The organism is Bradyrhizobium sp. WSM1253, from assembly GCF_000244935.1.
Taxonomy (GTDB): Bacteria; Pseudomonadota; Alphaproteobacteria; order Rhizobiales; family Xanthobacteraceae; genus Bradyrhizobium; species Bradyrhizobium canariense.
In genome coordinates, this window is sequence record NZ_JH600073.1 from 5,771,357 (window position 1) to 5,791,873 (window position 20,517).

Below are 20,517 nucleotides of genomic sequence, written 5' to 3' on the forward strand. Positions count from 1 at the left end.
ACGCGTATGACCCGAGATTCACCATCATTCTGCTGCCAAGCAATGTTGGAAAACGCAAGGCGCAGATCGCAGCGATTCGCCGCTCATTCGGCGATCTCGTGCTCAACGTCGACTCCGACACGGAAATCGACAGCGACGTGGTCAGCAAGCTCGTGCGGAAGATGCAGGATCCAGCCGTCGGCGCGGCCATGGGCCAATTGAAGGCCAGCAACCGAAACGAGAGCTGGCTGACCCGATTGATCGACATGGAGTACTGGTTGGCTTGCAACGAGGAGCGCGCGGCGCAGACGCGGTTTGGTGCCGTCATGTGCTGCTGTGGGCCGTGCGCCATGTACCGGCGCTCCGCGCTGCTGTTGCTGCTCGAGCAATACGAGACGCAGTTCTTCCGGGGAAAACCCAGCGACTTCGGTGAGGACCGTCATCTGACCATCCTCATGCTCAAGGCAGGGTTCCGAACGGAGTACGTTCCGGACGCCATCGCCGCCACGGTGGTCCCGGACACGCTCTTGCCGTATCTGCGCCAACAGCTCCGCTGGGCGCGCAGCACCTACCGCGACACCCTGCTCGGTTTGCACCTGCTGCCCGGCCTTGACCGGTACCTCACGCTGGACGTGGTTGGACAGAACCTCGGCCCGCTGCTGCTCGCCATCTCATCGATTGCCGCGCTCGCTCAGCTCGCGCTCACGGGCACCGTGCCCTGGTGGACCGGTCTGACCATCGTCGCGATGACCCTGATTCGATGCAGCGTGGCAGCCCTGCGCGCCGGCGAGCTTCGATTTATTGGCTTCTCGCTGCACACCCCGATCAACATCTTCCTCCTGCTCCCGATGAAAGCCTATGCGCTCTGTACCTTGAGCAACAGCGATTGGCTCTCGCGCAAAATAGCGAAATCATCAGACGTTGATGAATCGAAGGGCTCGACCGAAGACGCCACAACTGGACCAAGCCTTAACCCCGGATCGGAAATGCCTGGCGCAATTCGCAGGGTAGGTCTTTCGCGCGCTCCATCGCAGCTGATCGCGCCGGATGGCATTGCGGCCGAGACTGAGTAAGCAGCTTTGTAGGAGATTAGGCCGTGAACGTGCATCAGACATATCAATCGTTGGAACGGGAGCTGTCTAATGAGGATCCGTGGCGGCTCGACGACAATCCGTTCGAACGTGAGCGTCACACCCAATTGCTGCGGCTGTCGCTGTCGAACAGCGCCGTCTCAAATGGCCTCGAAATCGGGTGCGCGGCCGGTGCGTTTACAGAGAAGCTTGCTCCTCACTGCAAACGGCTCACGGTCATCGATGTTATGCCGCGAGCGATCGGTCGAGCGGTCCAGCGGACCAAGAGGTGGTCGCATATCAGCTGGGCGGCGACTGACATTCTGCAGTTCTCGGCCGCAGAGCTGTTCGATCTGATCGTGGTCGCCGAAGTTCTCTATTATCTCGAAGACATGACACAAATGCGTACTGCAGTCGACAACATGGTCAAGATGCTTGCTCCGGGTGGGCATCTGGTCTTCGGATCTGCACGTGATGCGACCTGCAAGCGATGGGGGCATGTCGCTGGCGCCGAGACGGTCATCACGATTTTGACTGAAGCCCTCATTGAGGTCGAACGCGTGCAGTGCCAGGGGCTGTCGGCTGACGAAGACTGCCTGTTGGTCCGCTTTCGGAATCCGGAGCCATCTTCGATCCCACCCAACGGCCGAGGCTGAGAGGAGCCACTATGCGTATCTGCGGTATCAAGTTGACGCATGACGGGGCCGTCGCTCTGATTGAGGACGGGCGAGTGGTGTTCTGCGTCGAGCAGGAGAAGCTGAACAATAATCCGCGTTATCAGACCATCGACAACCTGGATTCCGTTGTTAGCGCCTTGGCGGAGCACGGGCTCGATCCGAGCGATGTCGATCAGTTCGTCATTGATGGCTGGGATGGAGAGTTCGAATCCCAGTTTGAAGTCCTTAGTGGGACGACGACCGTCAAGCTCAAGGGCGCGCCGTATGTCGAACGCCAAGGCGATAGCCCCCTCGCGTCCCGCGATCGCATCGGCCTTATGCTTGATGGGAAACTATATCCGTATCAAAGCTATCCCCATGTCACCGGGCACGTAGCATCCGCATACTGCACCAGCTCGTTTGCCAAATCCGCACAATCTGCTTTCTGCTTGGTGTGGGACGGCTGCATGTTTCCGCGCCTCTACTATGTCGGGCCGCACGGGATTCGGTTCATCGAGTGCCTGTTTCCGATGATAGGCCACGCCTATGCGACGGCAGGACATCACTTTGGACCTTACAGGCGGGCAGACCGGACCAGCTGGGATCTCGGCATAGCCGGCAAGCTGATGGCCTATATCGCTCTCGGAGCTCCCGACGAGGAGATTATTAAAACGTTTCAGGAGCGTTATCAGGCGCACTTTGGCACGGATGCTGAGGGCGCTTGTCATAAGCTTGCACAGATCAACAGCTCACTATCACCACTTGAAGCTCTGCACGACTTCTTCGATGCGTGCGCACTGGGATTGAAGGCCAAGCAGGCCGAAGACATCCTTGCGTCATTTCACGTCTTTCTAGAGCGCCTGCTGGTTCGCACAATTGCTGATGTTGTGCAGCGACATTCGGATCTTGCGGGGGGGCGTAACCTCTGCATAGCCGGCGGCTGTGGCCTGAATATCAAGTGGAATAGTGCATTTCGTGCGACCGGCCTGTTCGATGACGTGTGGGTGCCGCCCTTTCCGAACGACAGCGGCTCAGCGATCGGTGCTGCTTGCTCTGCACTGGCGGCACAGCAAGGCTTTAGAGCTCTGGAATGGACGGTCTACAGTGGACCGGCCGTTCGTCCCAGCGAAGTCCCGCCCGGATGGGACGGCGCGCCCTGCACGATGGGCGAACTCGCGGCAATCCTCGCGAGTGACAAGCCCGTGGTCTTCCTTGCCGGGCGTGCCGAGCTCGGACCACGTGCGTTGGGTGGCAGGAGCATTCTCGCGGCTGCGAGCTGGGAGGGAATGAAAGATCATCTCAACGACGTCAAGCTTCGAGAGCATTTCAGGCCGGTAGCGCCGATATGCCTGGAGGATCGTGCGGCGGAGATTTTTAGCCCTGGAGTACCCGATCCGTACATGCTGTTCGATCACCAGACGCGACCGGAATGGCGGGACAAAATTCCCGCCGTCGTGCATCTCGATGGATCTGCTCGCCTACAGACGGTTTCCAGAACATCTCAGCATAAAGTGGTCGAGCTTCTCATCGCGTACGAGAAGCTCACAGCCATTCCGCTGCTTTGCAATACCAGCGCCAATTTGCATGGACGCGGCTTTTTCCCGGATGCTGCCGCCGCGTGCCAGTGGGGACGCGTCGATCACGTGTGGTGTGACGGCCTGCTTTGGACGAAAAAGCACGCGACAAAGGACGCGGTGCGGACAACGTCCGTCGCGATCGCGTAAGCAAATGTCAACCCCGGCAATCGACCTTTTCGAGGTGAGTAAATCCTACAAGGACCGGACCGTCGTGGACGCTCTTTCGTTTACGGTCTCGCCCGGAGAGTGCTTCGGTCTGCTGGGACCAAACGGAGCGGGTAAAAGTACGCTTGCGCGATTGATCCTGGGTGTTGCATCGCCCGACGCAGGTAAGATCCACGTGCTTGGCGAGCCGGTGCCGGCACATGCGCCGTTGGCGCGTCGGGGCATCGGGGTTGTCCCACAGTTCGACAACCTCGATCTTCAGCTCACCGTGCGCGAAAACTTGCTCGTTTTCGGTCGCTACTTCGGCATGAGCGCGACCGAGGTCAACGCGGTGACGCCGTCACTGCTCGAATTCGCCCGCTTGGAGAACAAGGCGGACGCCCGCGTCGCCGAACTGTCCGGCGGCATGAAGCGGCGGCTGACGCTGGCACGTGCCCTCATTAACGACCCGCAGGTATTGGTACTTGACGAGCCGACGACTGGCCTCGATCCGCACGGCCGTCATCTCATCTGGGAACGCTTGCGCTGGCTATTAGCGCGCGGCAAAACGATTCTTCTCACCACCCATTTCATGGAAGAGGCGGAGCGATTGTGCGATCGCCTGTGCGTGCTTGAGCACGGCCGCAAAATCGCGGAAGGGCAGCCTCATGTTCTGATCGAGCAGCAGATCGGCTGCCAGGTGATCGAGATCTACGGTGGTAATGCCCATGACCTGCTGCCGCTGGTTAGAACCACAGTGCAGCACGCCGAGGTGAGCGGGGAGACACTGTTCTGCTATGTCAAGGATCCCGAGCAGGTGCGTCGCCGACTTGGCAACCGTCCGGATCTCCGCCTTCTGCAGCGTCCGCCAAATCTGGAGGATGTCTTCTTACGGCTAACCGGGCGAGAGATGAAGGACTGAACGATGTGGCAACGTTTTGCGTCCGCGCTCCCTGCTAATCCATGGAATTGGATCGCGGTATGGCGCCGCAACTTTCTGGTCTGGCGGAAAGTCGCTCTGGCGTCGATTCTTGGGAATCTGGCCGAGCCGATGAGCTCTCTGTTCGGTCTTGGCTTTGGCCTCGGAATGATCGTAGGTGGCGTTGAGGGAACTTCATACATTGCGTTTCTGGCGGCTGGCATGGTCGCCACAAGCGCAATGGTCTCCTCAACCTTCGAAACGATCTATGGGGCTTACGCTCGCATGCAGACAGGTTGCACGTGGGAGGCTGTGCTCTGTACGCCCCTGACGCTCGGCGACATTGTTCTGGGTGAAATGGCATGGGCAGCGAGCAAGGCCTTGCTCGCCGGGACGGCGATCACGATTGTTGCCGTCGCGCTGGGGTATGCAGAGTGGTCGTCCATTCCCTATGCGTTACCAGCCATCGCCCTCACTGGCATTGCTTTCGCGAGCCTCGCAATGGTCGTTTCAGCTCTTGCACCGAGCCACGACTATTTCATCTTCTACCAATCACTTATCCTCACCCCCATGATGTATCTGAGTGGCGCGATCTTCCCAATCAGCCAGTTACCGGGTTCATTTCAACGCATATCGGCCTTGTTGCCCCTGACACATTCGGTCGATCTCATTCGTCCAGTAATGCTCGGTCGGCCGGTCGACAGCGTCGGTTTGCATGTGGGCGCACTTTGCGTCTGCGCAGCGTTGCCCTTCTTCGTCTCGGCCGCGCTGCTTCGGCAACGCCTGATGCGGTGAAAGGAATAAGACGTAAAGCGAAGCGCCGCGCGTGCGAGATCAAACACCGGACGTAACGAACGTTCGATTCGCCGCCGACGCTTATATGAGCCTCGTTTCGTTGGCGATGCCTGCGGCCCCGCGGCGACGTGCGGCCGACTCGCCAAGCGAGCGATACGAAATAGGTCAACAGACCTCTCAGAATGAACGGAGAACAAGATGCTTTGTCTAGGATTGAGTGGCGGGCTTGACAGGGTCTATGAAAACCCGCTGCAACTACCGAACACGTTTCTGCACGACGGTGCCGCGGTGCTCGTCAAGGACGGTCGCGTGATCGCTGCCGTCGAAGAGGAGCGTCTCAACCGCATCAAACACTCAAACAAGCTTCCGAGTAGTGCGATCGAATACTGTCTAGCAGCCGCGGGCGTGGAGCTTCGCGACGTCGATCGTATTGCGTTCTACGCGACTGAAGCCTACTGCAATTCGATGCTCGAACGGTTGTTCATCTCACAACCTGAGATCTCAATTCCGCTAGATGCGAATCTCCTGTTGCAGCACCTTCTCGCGGCAGAGTTCGGTACCCAAGTTGACCCTTCGCGGGTGTCATTCGTAGGCCATCATCAGGCCCATGCCGTAAGCGCGTTGGCAATGTCTGGTTTTGAAGAAAGCCTGGTTCTCGCGATCGACGGCTGTGGCGACTTCCTCTCGGGTCTGTTGGCGGTGGGGTCGGGCACCGAAATGACCGAGCTCATGACTTTTCCAGAGACCAACTCTCTCGGACTGTTCTATCTGGAAACGATCCGATACCTCGGCTACGGCCTGTTCGACGAATATAAGGTCATGGGATTGGCTCCTTATGGAGATCCCGCTCGCTATCGCGAGCTTTTCTCCCAATTTTATGAGCTCTCCCCCAACGGTGCCTACCGCGTTCACCTCGACCGTATCGGCCCGGCATTGCTGCGCAATATCGAGGTCCGGCGAAAGGGAATGCCGTTCACGCAACAACACCGAGATGTGAGCGCTTCATTGCAGGAGGCGCTGGAGCGGATCGTCTTTCACATTCTTCGGCATTATCGTGAGCAGACCGGAATGAAACGGCTGTGCCTGGCTGGCGGGGTAGCCCACAACTGCACGCTAAACGGAAAACTGCTGTACTCAGGGCTGTTCGAAGAGATTTTTGTGCAGCCGGCCTCGCATGATGCCGGATGCGCATTGGGTGCGGCGCTGATGGTGTCGAACGAGGCCGGGCAGGCTCCGCCCCGCGAACGACTACAGGCGGTTTATTGGGGGCCCGATGTCGGCAGCGACGACAGCATTGAACAGGAACTGAAGGGATGGGCCGGACACCTCGAGATTGAACGGACCGCTGACGTCGCAGCCAGAGCAGCCGAGTGGATCGCTGATGGCGCTGTGATCGGGTGGGTACAGGGCCGGTCCGAGTTCGGCCCTCGTGCGCTCGGCAACCGCAGCATTCTTGCGGACCCGAGGCCCGCGGCAAACAAGGACCGGATCAATGCGATGGTCAAGAAGCGCGAGAGTTATCGACCGTTCGCGCCATCGGTTCTCGAGGAGGATGCGGGCGCGTTCTTTGAGTTGCCGGATGGTCGCGCAGAATATCCCTTCATGAATTTCGTCGTGCGCGTGCGCGAATCCATGCGTGCATTGCTGGGCGCGATCACGCATATCGATGGTACGGCTCGGCTGCAAACGGTGTCCCGCACGAGCAATGCCGCCTATTGGGAACTTATCAATGCGTTCAAAGCTCGAACGGGCGTCCCGATTCTGCTTAATACGTCGTTCAACAACAATGCCGAACCGATCGTAGATTCCGTTGCCGATGCGATTACGGCGTTTTTGTCGACCGAGCTGGATGGCCTTGTGGTCGGGTCATTCCTCATCAAAAAGCGGGCAACAACGCTCGAAAATTGGACCGCACTCGCTGTATCCCTGCCGCCCCATGTATCTCTTTACCGGGTTCGCGCTCATGCGGGCCGAGACCGCCAGGAGACAATCTGCGAGATCCGCATGGGTCACTCCAGCCATGACAGCGTACGCGTCTCGCATGACCTATTCGACATGCTGATGCAAATCGAGAAGGAAGCTGTTCTGGCCGATCTTCTCGCCAGGGTCACCTCTGACAGGACCAGGCGCGAAGCTCTCCTGAACGAACTGCGCGGGCTGTGGGATCAGCGTCGTATTCGGCTGCATCCGTCACAGACTGGGCCGTCGTAAAAGGTACGTAATGTGACACCTCTAGCATGACCTGCCAATCGCAGTGCCGTGCAGGATGAGTTTGTTGCCGCCGAGCGCGGGCATCCACGCCTGGATGGCGGGCGCGGCTGGAACCATGACGCTCGCGGTAATGACCCGTGCGAGTCTCGGCCATACCGGACAGTGGATCGGCATCGCAGATGATTTGGTGCGCCACACTCGCGCAACGAGAAGGGTTTGATAACGTGACGAAGGAACGCTTTGTTGTTTCGCGGAGGCGCACCGGCTTTGGTGATTGCCTCTGGTCGTTGGCATCAGCCTGGTCGTACGCGCAGCGGACCGGGCGAACGCTCGTTATTGACTGGCGCGGTTCCTGTTATGTCGACCAACCGTTCAGCAATGCCTTTCCGGTGTTCTTCGAGCCGGTTGAGGAGATCGCTGGCGTGCCGGTGATTTGCGATGACAGGGTCAACCAGCTCTCGTTTCCCGGCCCGTTCTTCCCGCCGTGGTGGAATAGGCCATCGATCGACTGTATCAATCGTCCGGACGAGCAGATCTTCCGAGAACGTGACGAACTGACTGAGCTGTTCCAAGCAGGAGACCATAACGAGGCCAACACCATTGTCTGTGACGCTTGCCTGATGTGGCGTTGTGGTGAGGAAGCCGAACGACTGATCTTCCGAAACATCAAACTCAGGTCTGAGATTCGAGCGCGGATCGAGGACTTGTATGAGCAACACTTTAGCGGCCATAGTATCATCGGCGTTCATGTTCGGAACGGCAATGGCGAAGATATCATGGGGCATGCTCCGTACTGGGCCGATTCGGAGCTCGCTCTTCGTCAGGTCTGCATGGCAATCCGTAAAGCCATGGCGTTGCCCTATCCAAAGCCTGTTAAGATCTTCCTGTGCACGGATAGCGCACGGGTGCTCGATCACATATCGGGTCTGTTTCCCGATATCTTCGCCGTACCAAAACGGTTCCAGGCCGATCTGGCAGGGCCGTTGCATAGTGCGGAAATGGGAATTGAAGGTGGAGCTTCCGCGCTCATCGACATGTATCTTCTTGCGCGATGCGCCACCGTGATCCGCTTTCCCCCCACCAGCGCCTTTACGCGCTATGCCCGTCTGCTCGTGCCACGCATTATTGAATTCGATCTGAGCAATCCGGAGCAGTTGACCCTAGTCGATAATCCATACGAGCATTTCGCGGCTTCATGAGGTGGCGCGAATCTGAACCTGAGCAATCGTCGCCTAGATCGTCGGCCTGATACTGCTGGCTTCCACAGCATCGGGTTTCGCAACGTCCGCAGCTGAGGGCAGACCGACGCACTGCCGGGATGCAGTGGTACAGCGAATGCTCACCGAAGCGTAGGCCAATGCCGGCGAGCGTCGGCGGCCTTGTCCCGGGATACGTCGGACCGCGACGTGTAGGTCGACGGGCCGGAGAAAAGGTTAGGGTCCCGGCATCGCCGGGCCGAAACCGCCATCGGTGGCCACGCGGTGAAGAGCACGGCAGTGGTGGCCCGGGCCGCCGAGGAATCTGACGTAGCAGACGGTCACGTCAGAATGTCCCAGCAGCAAGGACGCGCGTCAGGTAGACGTATCGCCGTTTCTGCGTTAATCCCTTCGCGGTCAGCTCGTCTTCTGGACGACGGCCTTGTTCATGCGCTGGTTGCGAAATACTTTCGACCGCATCTGATCAACGGCACGAGCCCCAGCCCACCGATGTCGAACCAGAGCCGCATCTGCGGCGGCGCGTCCAACCGAGGAAATTGAACGAACTGGCCATCGATCCTGATCTCCGCAAAAGGCAGCTAAACTATCTCCGCCAATTCGAATGAGCCACAGACCACCCCTGGAGTGCGACGCGGTCAACGCGCCCGGGGGCTTGACGCGGCGTTGCTGTTGTCGAAAAGCAAACAGGCCAGATGTTCAGAACCTGCCATTTGTCGCAAAGTGCGCCCCTTATGCCCTGCGTCGCTTTGGCCCGGATCCTGCACAAGGTGCACAGCCGATGGGAGCGGAAGGGAGCCGCGTGTGAAGCTAGATCTACCAGATGACAAAGCGGTCGTACCTCAATCGTCGGAAACGGACCCTAGCGGTCCAATTCACGCCGATCGAGCGGGCCGTCCGCTACGAGAGCGAAAGACGCTGGTATTGACCGGGGCATCGCGCGGTATCGGTCGCGCCACCGGAAAATTGTTTTCGAAAGCCGGTTGGCGCATCATTTCTTGCGCGCGCCAACCATTGGACGCGGCGCGTCGCCCATCAGACTCAGAGGGCGACAGCTATATCGAAGTCGACCTGGGCGATCATCGGATGCTGCCGCGCGTGATTGCCGAGATCAAGGAGCGCCTTGCTGGCGCACCGTTGCACGGACTGGTAAACAATGCCGGAAACTCACCAAAAGCGGCAAACGGTACCAGGCTGACATCGCTGGCGACCTCAGTCGACACCTGGATGAGCGTGTTCCACCTCAATCTGGTGGCACCGATTCTACTCGCTCAAGGCCTGTTCGACGAATTAAAAAGGGCGTCAGGCTCGATCGTCAACGTGACGTCGATCGCCGGCTCGCGGGTGCATCCATTTGCAGGCTCGGCATATGCGACTTCGAAAGCTGCGCTCGCTTGTCTCACGCGCGAAATGGCGCACGATTACGCCGCGCATGGCATTCGCGTCAATGCGATCGCGCCCGGCGAAATCAAGACGGACATTTTGTCGCCTGACACGGAAGCGCATCTTGTGCCAAAGATCCCACTCCGCCGAGTGGGTACACCCGAAGAGGTCGCCAAGGTCATTTTCTTCCTATGTTCAGATGCGGCAAGTTATGTCACCGGCGCCGAAGTGCCGATCAATGGCGGGCAACACTTATAATTCAATCAGCCCCTAAAGAGCACCGGCTGTTCTGAGCTTCATCGATGGAAGTCATGTTGGCCGGGGTGAATCCGCGCAGCGAGTTGGAAAACAAAGCGGCAAAGCTAGTTACTCTAAGTGCTGCCGACGTGCCATGAAGAGGGGTAATCTCTCGTCCCGCCCTGAGAACTGGATGTCAGATCGGGCATGCAACACGAATCCAACAGGTCCGATGGGGAGGATCGAGAAAGGAACGGAGAAGTCGTCATGCTAGACAGCATTTCCCTGCGCGAAAAGCCAAACTCAACCTCCGACGCGGATGCTTCCGCTTGTATTGTGCGGTCCCAAGAGAAATCGCTAAGCACGATTGTTGAAATAGCGCACACGCTCACTGGCCTATGTCGGCTCGAGGCTAAGCTGGCGAGCGTCATCGAGCGCCTGGGATCGCTCGTGCAGATGCGGCGCGGCATCGTATGTCTGTTCGAGCATGACGGCGGGCCGGAGATCATCGTAGAGGACGGCAGGAGCGAAGACCGCGATGCCCGCTGCCGGGTGCGCTTGCCGCAAGGAGCAATCGATCAAATCGTCGCATCGGAGCAGCCGCTCATCGTGGAGAATGTAGCGCTGCATTCGGCCTTCAGTTCTTCGGAGGTCGATATGCTAAATGCCGGCGGTCATGCGCGTGTTGCGTTCATCGGCGTTCCCATAGACGTTGACGGCAAAGTTGTGGGTACGCTGAGCATTGACCGCATCGCGGACAATGGGACGCGTGCGCAGCTCGACGACGACCTCCGCCTTCTGACGATGGTCGCCAGCCTGCTAGGCCAGACGACGAAGCTGCATTGCTCGTTTGTGCGCGATCGCGGGCGCCTTATGGACGAGGAGTTCCGGCTGCAGAAGCAACTCTCCGAGCTCAAGCCTCATGGGCGGGACCGTAAGAAGGTCCAAGTCGAGGGAATGATCGGCGACAGCCCGGCGCTGCGCGCGCTACTTGACAAGATCGAGGTGATCTCAAAGTCAAATAGCACGGTTTTGTTGCGTGGCGAATCGGGTACCGGCAAAGAGCTGGTCGCGAAGGCTATTCACGAGCGTTCAGCGCGCGCTAAACGCTCCTTTATCAAGCTGAATTGCGCAGCCCTCACCGAGACCGTGCTGGAATCTGAATTGTTCGGACACGAGAAGGGGGCGTTTACGGGCGCATTCAACGCGCGCAAGGGGCGCTTCGAGATCGCCGACAAGGGAACGCTGTTTCTGGATGAGATTGGAGAGATCTCGGGCTCGTTCCAGGCGAAGCTTCTGCGCGTGCTTCAGGAGCAGGAATTCGAGCGGGTGGGCGGCAATCAGACGATCAAAGTCGACGTCCGCGTGATTGCGGCCACGAACAAAAATCTTGAAGAGGCGGTGGCAAGGAACGAGTTCCGTGCCGATCTCTATTACCGCATCAGCGTTGTTCCTCTGCTATTGCCGCCGCTGCGGGAAAGACGCACTGATATTCCGCTTCTCGCCGCTCGTTTTTTGAGGAACTTTAACAATGAGAACGGCCGTACTCTGGTATTCGATTCAAGTGCGATTGAGGTCCTCATGAATTGCGGATTTCCCGGTAATGTCCGTGAGCTCGAAAACTGCGTGCAGCGGACCGCGACACTAGCGCGAGGATCGTCGATCGTAAGAGATGATTTTGCGTGCTGCCACGGGCAATGCCTGTCGGCTTTGCTATGGAAGTGTGGTCCGGCGGAAATGGCCCGACAGCCGAGCCCGACAATCTCACTGCCCACGAGGCTGAGCATGCCGCCAACACAAGCCGTCACACCCGTTCGGCCGGTGAGCAGCGAGCTGACACCGCTGGAGCCACCCGGGCGCCCCGTGGTGGGTGCCGCGAAAGTCACCGATCGCGAGCGCGTCATCGCAGCCATGGAAAGATCCGGGTGGGTACAGGCGAAGGCGGCGCGCCTGCTTGGACTGACCCCGCGCCAGATTGGCTACGCCTTGCGAAGACACGGCATCGAGATCAAACGCTTCTGAGCCAAGCGTCGAGCTCGCTCCTCTCTCTCTCGCTCGGCCGACTGGGATAGGAAAGCGTGGAAAAGAGGCGGTCGCCAGCTCGGATGCATGATGGGGATGCTAGCGTTGTGCCTTGGTTGGGATTTACTCGCCGGCGACGCGTAGGGCGTCTTCGCTTCGGCCAGTCTTGTCATCGTCTGTTTGCAACGTACGCGCCCTGAAAATGGCTTTGGCGTCGAAGCGGCGCGTGATCGCTGCGGCTCCGTTGCCGCCCCTGACTCCGATCAGCTTGAGATCACGCCGGTGCGTAAGCCATCGCAGTTGCGACAACCGGCTCGTCGTCAGCCTGCATTCATTCCTCGTTGGCGAAATGCCTTGGATGGTATGACATTTGCTGCGTCGGGAGTCGGCTCGGCATCTTAGGAGAAGTACATGCACAGCATCGTCTGCATCAAACAGGTCCCGGACTCCGCGCAAATCCGCGTGCACCCTGTTACGAATACGATCATGCGCCAGGGCGTGCCGACAATCATCAACCCCTATGATCTCTTTGCATTGGAAGCTGCGCTCGAGCTAAGAGATCAATTCGGCGGCGAAGTCACCGTCCTGACAATGGGACCGTCGTCGGCCGAAGAATCTCTCCGAAAGGCACTGACATTTGGTGCCGATCGCGCTGTCCTGCTCACCGACCGTAGCTTTGCCGGCTCGGATACGCTGGCGACGAGTTACGCGTTGGCGAGCGCGATTCGCAACATCGGCAAGGAATATGGCCCACCGGACGTCATATTCACCGGCAAGCAGACGATCGACGGCGATACGGCGCAGGTGGGACCTGGCATTGCAAGGCGGCTCGGGGTCCAGCAGCTCACTTATGTTTCCACGATCAAAGCGTTGGACCTCAAGCTACGGACCATCGAGGCCGAACGGCGCTGCGAAGGAGGCGTCCAGGTGTTGGGTTCCAAGCTGCCGTGTCTCGTCAGCATGTTAGAGGCAACAAATCAAATTCGCCGCGGCGCAATGATAGATGCGTTGCGTGCCGCCCGCACCACAATCGTGAAATGGAGCGCCCAAAGTGCTGGCGTGGATGACATGGCCAATTGTGGTCTGAGGGGATCGCCGACCGTGGTCAAGCGTGTGTTCGCGCCCTCCGCGCGAGCGGAGAAGGCGACGTGGGTGGAGGCGGCCGAGCAGCCGGCCCAAGCATTGATCGACGCTATGTTCAAGCGCAACCCTATGCTCGAAACGGAGCTCGCACAGCTCGCCTCATCTGCGCAAGCTCGCGGTGCGTGAAGTCACGGCTGATCGAGCGCAGCGAGCAACAGCCTGGGTCTGGTTACGCATTGGCCGGTCGCTCGTTGTACAGGCGCGACCAAACTTCTCGAACACTCCCCGCCAGATGCGACAAGAAGGTGAGCCTTCAACCTGCGTATCCGCGCGCCGAGAGGTCGGTATCGGACCAGGATACAAGACGGCCCGCTACGCTAACGTTTGTCGCTACCTGCGAGACGACCAGTCCGCTGGGGAATTTCACGCAGCCCGACGATGTGCGCGTTCGAGTTTTGTGGCGGCCGCACAGAATATCAGAGCGTGGAGCTCGCGCGAGGGATCCCAGTCCTCGCGCGAAATCCGCCGCGTTTCACGCGACTGCAAGTGCGGGCAGCGCACCGTCCGACCACCGGATGGAATCGAGGTTGGCTGATAAGCTCAGCCTTTCCCGGTCAACATCACCGCCAGCTCGTCCCTATACTGCCCCAGATCACATAGGAAGAACCGTGATCGGCAGAACGGCCGCGCACCGTCGTGAAAATCACCGCAGGGAGAGTCGCGCACCAACTTCAGTTCAGCCTTGGGCCCCCAACGTCCCGCGGGCGCGCGTGCTAACGCGTGATAAATTGCGCGCTTACCGCCGGGTTAGGCCGCTCGGGTCGCAACGGCTTTCGCAACTCTCTTGGTGTTTCCTGGATAAATCGTGAGCGCGGCGATAATGCCGAGCAAAGCCGCAAACATCAACCAGAAACCGGGCGACGCCTTGTCATCTGTCCGGTCGATCAGCCAAGTCGATGCAAGCGGCGTAAACGTGCCAAACAGAGCCGCGGCGAGTGCGAACGCCAAAGAAAAGCAAGTTGTGCGAATGTGCTTCGGCACGATTTCGACCAGAGCGCCCAACATGGCGCCGCTATAGGTGCCAAAGTAAAACGAGAACATCATCTCCACGATCAGCATCTTGCCAAAGCTTGGGTCCGTTGCAAGCCAAGACAACGCTGGATATGCAGTCACCAAGGCAAGGCCGGCAATGGTCAGCAGGACCGGTTTCCGACCGATTCTGTCGGAAATCGCGCCGCCAATTGGGTTCCACATGAAGTTCGTCACCGCGACCAAAAGCGTCACCAAGAGCGTGTTCTGCGAGGACAACTGCAATACGTGCCTGCCGAACGTGGGCGTGTACACCGTCACGAAATAGAATGTCGTGGTCGTCAGCATCGCGATCATCATGCCGAGAATGACGATGCGCCAGTTCGCAAGTGTGGAGGCAAAGACCTCGCGGGCCGTTGGGTGGTTCTTCATGACCAGAAACTCCGGAGTTTCCTCCAGCGTCCGACGCAGGAAGAAGATAAGCGGTACGATCAAGCAGCCAAGGAAGAACGGGATCCGCCAGCCCCAAGCGGCAACCATTTCGGCCGGAAGTACTTCGCTCAAAAAATATCCGATAAGAGCCGCGACAAAGATCGCAACCTGCTGGCTCGAGGACTGGAAAGATGTGTAAAAGCCGCGGTTGCCCGGAGTGGCAATCTCGGAGAGGTAAACGGAAACACCACCAACCTCAACGCCGGCAGAAAAGCCCTGCAACAGCCGTCCGAACAGCACGATCGCAGGTGCGGCAATGCCGATCGTCGCATAGCCCGGACAAAAGGCGATGATGATGGTGCCAATGGCCATGATCGAAAGCGTGATGATCAGGCCTTGCCGACGGCCAATCTGGTCAATATAGGCTCCAAGCACGATCGCACCAACAGGTCGCATCAAGGCACCCAACCAGAACACACCGAACGTGTTAAGCAGTGAAGCGGTTTCGCTTCCTGATGGAAAGAACGCGTTTCCGATGGCACTGGCGTAGAACCCGAATAAGAAGAAGTCGAACTGCTCGAGGAAGTTGCCGCTCGTGGCACGTAAGATGGCGCCAATGCGCGATTTGGCATTTGAGGCGTGCGCAATGGGCGCTGGTGACATGGCGAGTTTCCTCTCGATTTTGAAATGGCCGCTTCCGGAGAAAATCTCACCGCAGCCGCGTGCAGTTTCATGGCCGCGAATCGACCATCAGGGCACTATCGACCAAACCGTAAGCGCCTGACGTTTCCGGCATATTTTCGGCAATTGCCGCAAACCCTCACAATTTTCGCTCGTTATGCCGCTCGTGCAGCAGGAGTGGCTCTCAAGCTACTGAACCCTCGGGCAATTCTCGGCGTCAAGGTCGTCGACAAGGTTGTTGTCTGTGGCGTGGCCGAAGTTCTCATCAAACGTACCGATATGCAGTGAAAGGGAAGGACGAGATCGCTGGCATAGGAGCCGCAGCGAGGAGCTCCGTGAGATGTCGTGCTAGAACAGCTCGCGAGCCTGCGATTGGGGCCGAAACTGCGCTATTATCTCGCCCGATCTCCAGCGATGTCGATATGCTCAAAGCTAACTGGAGGTTCGCCGGATAGGATTTTGTGAGCGCGCTGGCGATCAAGCGCGGCGCCGATGGCCGTGCTTGGAAACAGCCACGTTGTCCTTCGAGCGAGGCGCGCCTCGTAGTTCGAGGGGCGCTCCGGTTCGTATGTGGTCCAAACCCGGCGTCTCCGTAAACAGGGCCAAGAACAGGTACAAGCCTCGCGGTGGCATGGGGGCCTGGAGCTGGGCGGCACATCGTGATACGATCTGACCGCGGCTCGCGCATTCGGAATCTGACCACGACAACCGAGGTCGCATCGCTTTGCCTTATTCGACGGTTACCGATTTCGCGAGATTTCGGGGTTGGTCGACGTCCGTGCCTATGAGGATGGCCGTGTGGTAGGCCAGGAGCTGCACCGGAATCGCATAGACAATCGAAGTGAATGTCGCACCCATCTCCGGCAGCACAATGGTCGCGAGTGAATCCATGGACACGTCTGCGGCTCCCCTAGCGTCGGTTATCAAGATAATCTTGCCACCGCGTGCAGCGACCTCCTGCATGTTCGAGAGCGTCTTTTCGAACACCCGGTCGGAAGGAGCGATGACGATTACGGGAACACTCTCGTCGACCAAGGCGATCGGGCCGTGCTTGAGCTCTCCGGCCGCATAGCCCTCGGCGTGAATATAGGATATCTCCTTCAGCTTCAGTGCCCCTTCCATGGCCAGTGGAAACGACGTGCCGCGACCAAGATATAGCACGTCACGCGATTTGGTGATGTCGCGTGCGAGCTTCTCGATCTGCGGCTCGTTGGCCAGCGCCGCTGAAACGAGCCGAGGAACTTCGATCAGCTCGCGTACCAGATCGGTGCTGTCGCCCTCCGACAATTCACCGCGGGCCTTGCCGGCAGCGACCGCCAGCGCCGCCAGGACGACCAGCTGGCATGTGAACGCCTTGGTCGAGGCAACACCGATTTCGGGCCCCGCGAATGTCGGCAACACTGTCCCGCTTTCGCGCGCAATGGTCGAACTCAGTACGTTCACGATCGAGAGGGTATGCAGACCTTGCGATTTGGCGTAGCGGAGCGCGGCCAGCGTATCGGCGGTCTCGCCGGACTGCGAGATGAAGATAGCAAGATCTCCTTGGCGCATCGGTGCCTCACGATACCGAAATTCGGAGGCGACATCGAGCTCGACCGGAATACGAGCCAGCCGCTCGAACCAGTATTTGGCGATGTGGCCTGCGTAGCCTGCCGTACCGCAAGCCGTGACCGAGATATGTCCGATGTCATTGAAGTCGAACGGAAGCTCCTGCGGCAGTGCCACGCTCTCGCGGGCAATATCGACGTAATGCGCCAGCGTCTGCCCGATCACCTCTGGCTGTTCGTGGATTTCCTTCGCCATGAAGTGGCGGTAGTTCGCTTTGTCGACGAGTGCCGACGACGCGCCAGAGTTCACCACATCCCGGCGGACGACTGTGCCTTGTGCGTCGTAGACCACGCAGAAGTTGCGGTTGAGCACAGCCCAATCGCCATCCTCAAGGTAGGTGATCAAGTCGGTAAGGGGCGCGAGCGCGATAGCATCCGATCCGAGATACATTTCGCCTTCGCCATGCCCGATCGCGAGTGGTGAGCCCTTGCGCGCACCGATCATGAGGTCGTGTCGGCCCTTGAACAGAATTGCAAGCGCAAACGCGCCCACTAGCCGCGGCAGCGACGCTTTTACTGCCTCCTGCGGCGAGCTGCCATTCTTTAGATAAGAGTCGATGAGATGCGCCACCACCTCCGTGTCTGTTTCAGAGGCGAAACAGGCGCCATGCTGTTTCAGCTCCGTGCGCAGCTCCCGGAAGTTCTCGATTATGCCGTTATGGACGACTGCAACATTGTCCGTTGCATGCGGATGAGCGTTGTGTTCGGTTGGCTTGCCATGAGTAGCCCAGCGCGTGTGCCCAATCCCGACATGGCCTGAAAGCGGATGGCAGCGAACACGTGTTTCAAGGTTTTTCAGCTTTCCCTCGGCGCGTCGAAGCTCGATATGATTTCCTTTGAGCGTTCCGATGCCAGCTGAGTCGTAGCCGCGATATTCCAGTCGTTTAAGTGAATCGATGAGGCGATCCGCGACTGGACCGCGCCCCAAGATGCCTACAATTCCGCACATGGTAACCAGTTTACCTCAACTTCAAAACAGACCGTCTCGCAAGACGCGCCTGACCAATTCGCTCGCTATTTATCGACCGGTGTAGTCGTGCCGGCCTACCATCGCGCACGCGTCACTCGGCGTGCGCGAACTCAAAGCAACACCGGAAGCCCAATCGAAGTCGCCAGGCGATCTGAAGCAACTTTCTGGCAATCGGACAATGAGCGCCGTCAGCAATTAACAGCTGCATGATTCTCTCCTTTTGTCCGATTTGGCCGATACCGCTAAGAAGTCCTGGTAGGTCTGCCGCATTCCATCTGTAAGCCGTGTCCTCGCGCGCCAGCCGAGCTTTGCGAGGCGGCTGACGTCGAGCAGCTTGCGCGGCGTGCCGTCGGGACGCGAGCTGTCAAAGGCGATCTCGCCGCTGTAGCCGACGATCTCTGCGACGACGCGCGCGAACTCGGCGATGGTGATGTCCTCGCCGGTGCCGATGTTGATCAGCTCTGCGCTCGAATAGGTCTTCATCAGGCACACGCAGGCGTCTGCCATGTCGTCGACATAGAGGAATTCGCGCCGTGGCGTGCCGGTGCCCCACACGGCAACACTCTTGGCACCCGCGACCTTCGCCTCGTGAAAGCGCCGGATCAGCGCCGCGACGACATGGCTCTGTTCGGGATGATAATTGTCGCCGGGGCCGTAGAGATTGGTCGGCATCACGCTGATGAAGTCGCTGCCGAACTGGCGGCGATAGGCCTCCACCATCTTGATGCCGGCGATCTTGGCGATCGCATAGGGCTCGTTGGTCGGCTCCAGCGGACCTGATAGCACCGTGTCCTCGCGCAAGGGCTGCGGCGCCAGCTTCGGATAGATGCAGGACGAGCCCAAAAACATCAGCTTCTCGGCGCCATTGAGATACGCGGCATGGATCACGTTCGCCGCGATCGCGATGTTGTCATAGATGAATTCGGCACGCAGCGTGTCGTTGGCGACAATGCCGCCGACCTTGGCGGCAGCAACGAAGATCACCTCTGGCCGCGTCTTGGCGAACCAGTCGAACACGGCGTCCTGGTTGCAGAGATCGACGTCGCGCCGGTCCACCGTGACGAGATTCACGTCCTCCCGCCCCAGCCGGCGCACCAGCGCACTGCCAACCATGCCGCGGTGGCCGGCGACGTAGACGCTTCTGCCCTTCAGCTCAAATGGTGCGTTTGCCACTGGCCACATCCCGTTTGGCATCCGCCAGGTCGCTCGCCATCATTTCCGCGACGAGTTGGGCAAACGTCCGCTTGGGCGTCCAGCCGAGTACCTTGCGCGCCTTGCTGGCATCGCCGACCAGGAGATCGACCTCGGTGGGGCGGAAATAGGTGCGATCGATCCGGAGTACGGTGTTGCCGCTCTTGGTATCGACGCCGGTCTCGTCGATGCCTTTGCCGCGCCATTCGATACGGCGGCCGACTTCGGCAAAGGCAAGCTCGACCATCTGTCGCACCGAGCGCATCTCACCGGTGGCGAGCACGAAATCGTCCGGCTTGTCGGCATGGAGGATCTTGTGCATGCCTTCGACATAATCCTTGGCATGACCCCAGTCCCGCTTGGCCTCGAGGTTACCAAGATAGAGCGTCTGCTCCAGCCCGAGCTCGATGCGGGCGACGCCGCGGGTGATCTTGCGGGTGACGAAAGTCTCGCCGCGGATTGGGCTCTCATGATTAAACAGGATGCCGTTGCTGGCGAACATGCCGTAGGCTTCGCGGTAGTTCACCGTGATCCAGTAGCCGTAGAGCTTGGCCACGCCGTAAGGCGAGCGCGGATAGAACGGCGTGGTCTCCTTCTGTGGGACCTCCTGCACGAGGCCATAGAGCTCCGACGTCGAGGCCTGGTAGAACCGCGTCTCGTTCTCCATCCCGAGGATGCGGATCGCTTCCAACAGGCGCAACACGCCGATCGCGTCGGCATTGGCGGTGTATTCCGGGCTCTCGAAGCTGACGGCGACGTGGCTCTGGGCGGCGAGATTGTAGATCTCGGTCGGCCGGATCTGCTGCACGAGACGGATCAGGTTGGTCGAATCCGTCATGTCGCCGTAATGCATCAGGAACGGCACATTGCCGAGATGCGGGTCCTGGTAGAGATGATCGATCCGTGCGGTGTTGAACGAGGACGAGCGCCGTTTTACGCCGTGCACGATGTAGCCGAGCGACAACAGGTATTCAGCAAGATAGGCGCCGTCCTGGCCGGTCACGCCGGTGATTAGAGCGACCCGCCGTTTGCTCTCTTGGTTTAACAAATGATTCCTCTGCGCAGGCTAATGTCATTCTCCAATCGACGAGGTCAATCGCGTCTGGCTCTTCAGATGTGGAAGCGTCACGCTCTCGAACTGCCGAAGTGTGGACCCTCTACAGGCATTGCGTCGATTGCTCAACTGTATGGAGGTAAACCGTCCGCGTCGAAAAGGTTTTGGAGGACTATACGAAAGTTTGTAGTCCGGCAGAGTTTGTTCGGCCTTCGTCAGGCGCTTCTCTATTGCTTCGGTGCGCCCAATGAATTGCGGGGCAG

General features: G+C 59.1%; 15 protein-coding genes and 1 pseudogene. 12 read left to right on the forward strand and 4 right to left on the reverse strand.

Annotated features, from left to right (window positions below):
- From nodC to BRA1253DRAFT_RS28545, 11 genes and pseudogenes are all read left to right on the forward strand, one after another.
- Nucleotides 1-1,052: chitooligosaccharide synthase NodC (gene nodC / locus BRA1253DRAFT_RS28495; RefSeq protein WP_007600113.1), on the forward strand; the 1,052-nt coding region annotated here is incomplete at its 5' end.
- A gap of 23 nt (nt 1,053-1,075) precedes the next feature.
- Complete coding sequence (gene nodS, locus BRA1253DRAFT_RS28500; RefSeq protein ID WP_007600114.1) at nt 1,076-1,705, forward strand: nodulation methyltransferase NodS; 630 nt, start codon at nt 1,076-1,078, stop codon at nt 1,703-1,705.
- Nucleotides 1,706-1,716: 11 nt separating this feature from the next.
- Nucleotides 1,717-3,429, forward strand: a complete 1,713-nt coding sequence (nodU, locus tag BRA1253DRAFT_RS28505; protein WP_007600115.1) for a nodulation protein NodU — start codon at nt 1,717-1,719, stop codon at nt 3,427-3,429.
- A gap of 4 nt (nt 3,430-3,433) precedes the next feature.
- Nucleotides 3,434-4,348 (forward strand): nodulation factor ABC transporter ATP-binding protein NodI, encoded by a 915-nt coding sequence (nodI, locus tag BRA1253DRAFT_RS28510; protein WP_007600116.1) that lies wholly within the window; start codon nt 3,434-3,436, stop codon nt 4,346-4,348.
- 3 nt (nt 4,349-4,351) lie between these two features.
- Entirely contained in the window at nt 4,352-5,140 is a 789-nt protein-coding gene (locus BRA1253DRAFT_RS28515; protein ID WP_007600117.1) for an ABC transporter permease, read from the forward strand.
- 198 nt (nt 5,141-5,338) lie between these two features.
- Nucleotides 5,339-7,351 carry a carbamoyltransferase gene (locus tag BRA1253DRAFT_RS28520; RefSeq protein WP_007600119.1) on the forward strand — a complete coding sequence of 671 codons (2,013 nt, stop codon included), beginning with the start codon at nt 5,339-5,341 and terminating at the stop codon, nt 7,349-7,351.
- A gap of 64 nt (nt 7,352-7,415) precedes the next feature.
- Nucleotides 7,416-7,571 (forward strand): annotated as a pseudogene (locus tag BRA1253DRAFT_RS41910) (NnrS family protein); the annotation flags it as partial.
- Entirely contained in the window at nt 7,531-8,550 is a 1,020-nt protein-coding gene (locus BRA1253DRAFT_RS28525) for a nodulation protein NodZ (RefSeq protein ID WP_198288266.1), read from the forward strand. The pseudogene BRA1253DRAFT_RS41910 and the gene BRA1253DRAFT_RS28525, both read left to right, overlap by 41 nt.
- Nucleotides 8,551-9,369: 819 nt before the next feature.
- Nucleotides 9,370-10,206: an SDR family NAD(P)-dependent oxidoreductase gene (locus BRA1253DRAFT_RS28530; RefSeq protein WP_007600123.1), complete on the forward strand. Its 837-nt coding sequence runs from the start codon at nt 9,370-9,372 to the stop codon at nt 10,204-10,206.
- Between the two features lie 246 nt (nt 10,207-10,452).
- Nucleotides 10,453-12,207 carry a nif-specific transcriptional activator NifA gene (gene nifA, locus BRA1253DRAFT_RS28535; protein WP_007600127.1) on the forward strand — a complete coding sequence of 585 codons (1,755 nt, stop codon included), beginning with the start codon at nt 10,453-10,455 and terminating at the stop codon, nt 12,205-12,207.
- Nucleotides 12,208-12,618: 411 nt separating this feature from the next.
- Entirely contained in the window at nt 12,619-13,476 is an 858-nt protein-coding gene (locus BRA1253DRAFT_RS28545) for an electron transfer flavoprotein subunit beta/FixA family protein (RefSeq protein ID WP_007600128.1), read from the forward strand.
- A 621-nt stretch (nt 13,477-14,097) separates the two neighbouring features.
- On the opposite strand, the gene BRA1253DRAFT_RS28550 is transcribed toward BRA1253DRAFT_RS28545, so the two are convergent.
- A complete protein-coding gene (locus BRA1253DRAFT_RS28550; protein ID WP_007600129.1) occupies nt 14,098-15,414 on the reverse strand; it encodes an MFS transporter in 1,317 nt (438 codons plus the stop codon).
- 24 nt (nt 15,415-15,438) lie between these two features.
- Here BRA1253DRAFT_RS28550 and BRA1253DRAFT_RS43795 point away from each other — a divergent pair, with 24 nt between their 5' ends.
- A complete protein-coding gene (locus BRA1253DRAFT_RS43795; protein ID WP_157158631.1) occupies nt 15,439-15,720 on the forward strand; it encodes a hypothetical protein in 282 nt (93 codons plus the stop codon).
- A gap of 441 nt (nt 15,721-16,161) precedes the next feature.
- On the opposite strand, the gene glmS is transcribed toward BRA1253DRAFT_RS43795, so the two are convergent.
- The 3 genes from glmS to gmd form a co-directional block, all read right to left on the reverse strand.
- The gene (glmS, locus tag BRA1253DRAFT_RS28555; protein WP_007600130.1) at nt 16,162-17,988 is read right to left on the reverse strand and encodes a glutamine--fructose-6-phosphate transaminase (isomerizing); all 1,827 of its coding nucleotides are present in this window, start codon (nt 17,986-17,988) and stop codon (nt 16,162-16,164) included.
- Nucleotides 17,989-18,204: 216 nt separating this feature from the next.
- Complete coding sequence (locus tag BRA1253DRAFT_RS28560; RefSeq protein WP_007600131.1) at nt 18,205-19,182, reverse strand: GDP-L-fucose synthase; 978 nt, start codon at nt 19,180-19,182, stop codon at nt 18,205-18,207.
- Nucleotides 19,163-20,248 carry a GDP-mannose 4,6-dehydratase gene (gene gmd, locus BRA1253DRAFT_RS28565; protein ID WP_007600132.1) on the reverse strand — a complete coding sequence of 362 codons (1,086 nt, stop codon included), beginning with the start codon at nt 20,246-20,248 and terminating at the stop codon, nt 19,163-19,165. Before gmd ends, BRA1253DRAFT_RS28560 begins: the two co-directional genes overlap by 20 nt.
- Nucleotides 20,249-20,517 lie beyond the last annotated feature (269 nt).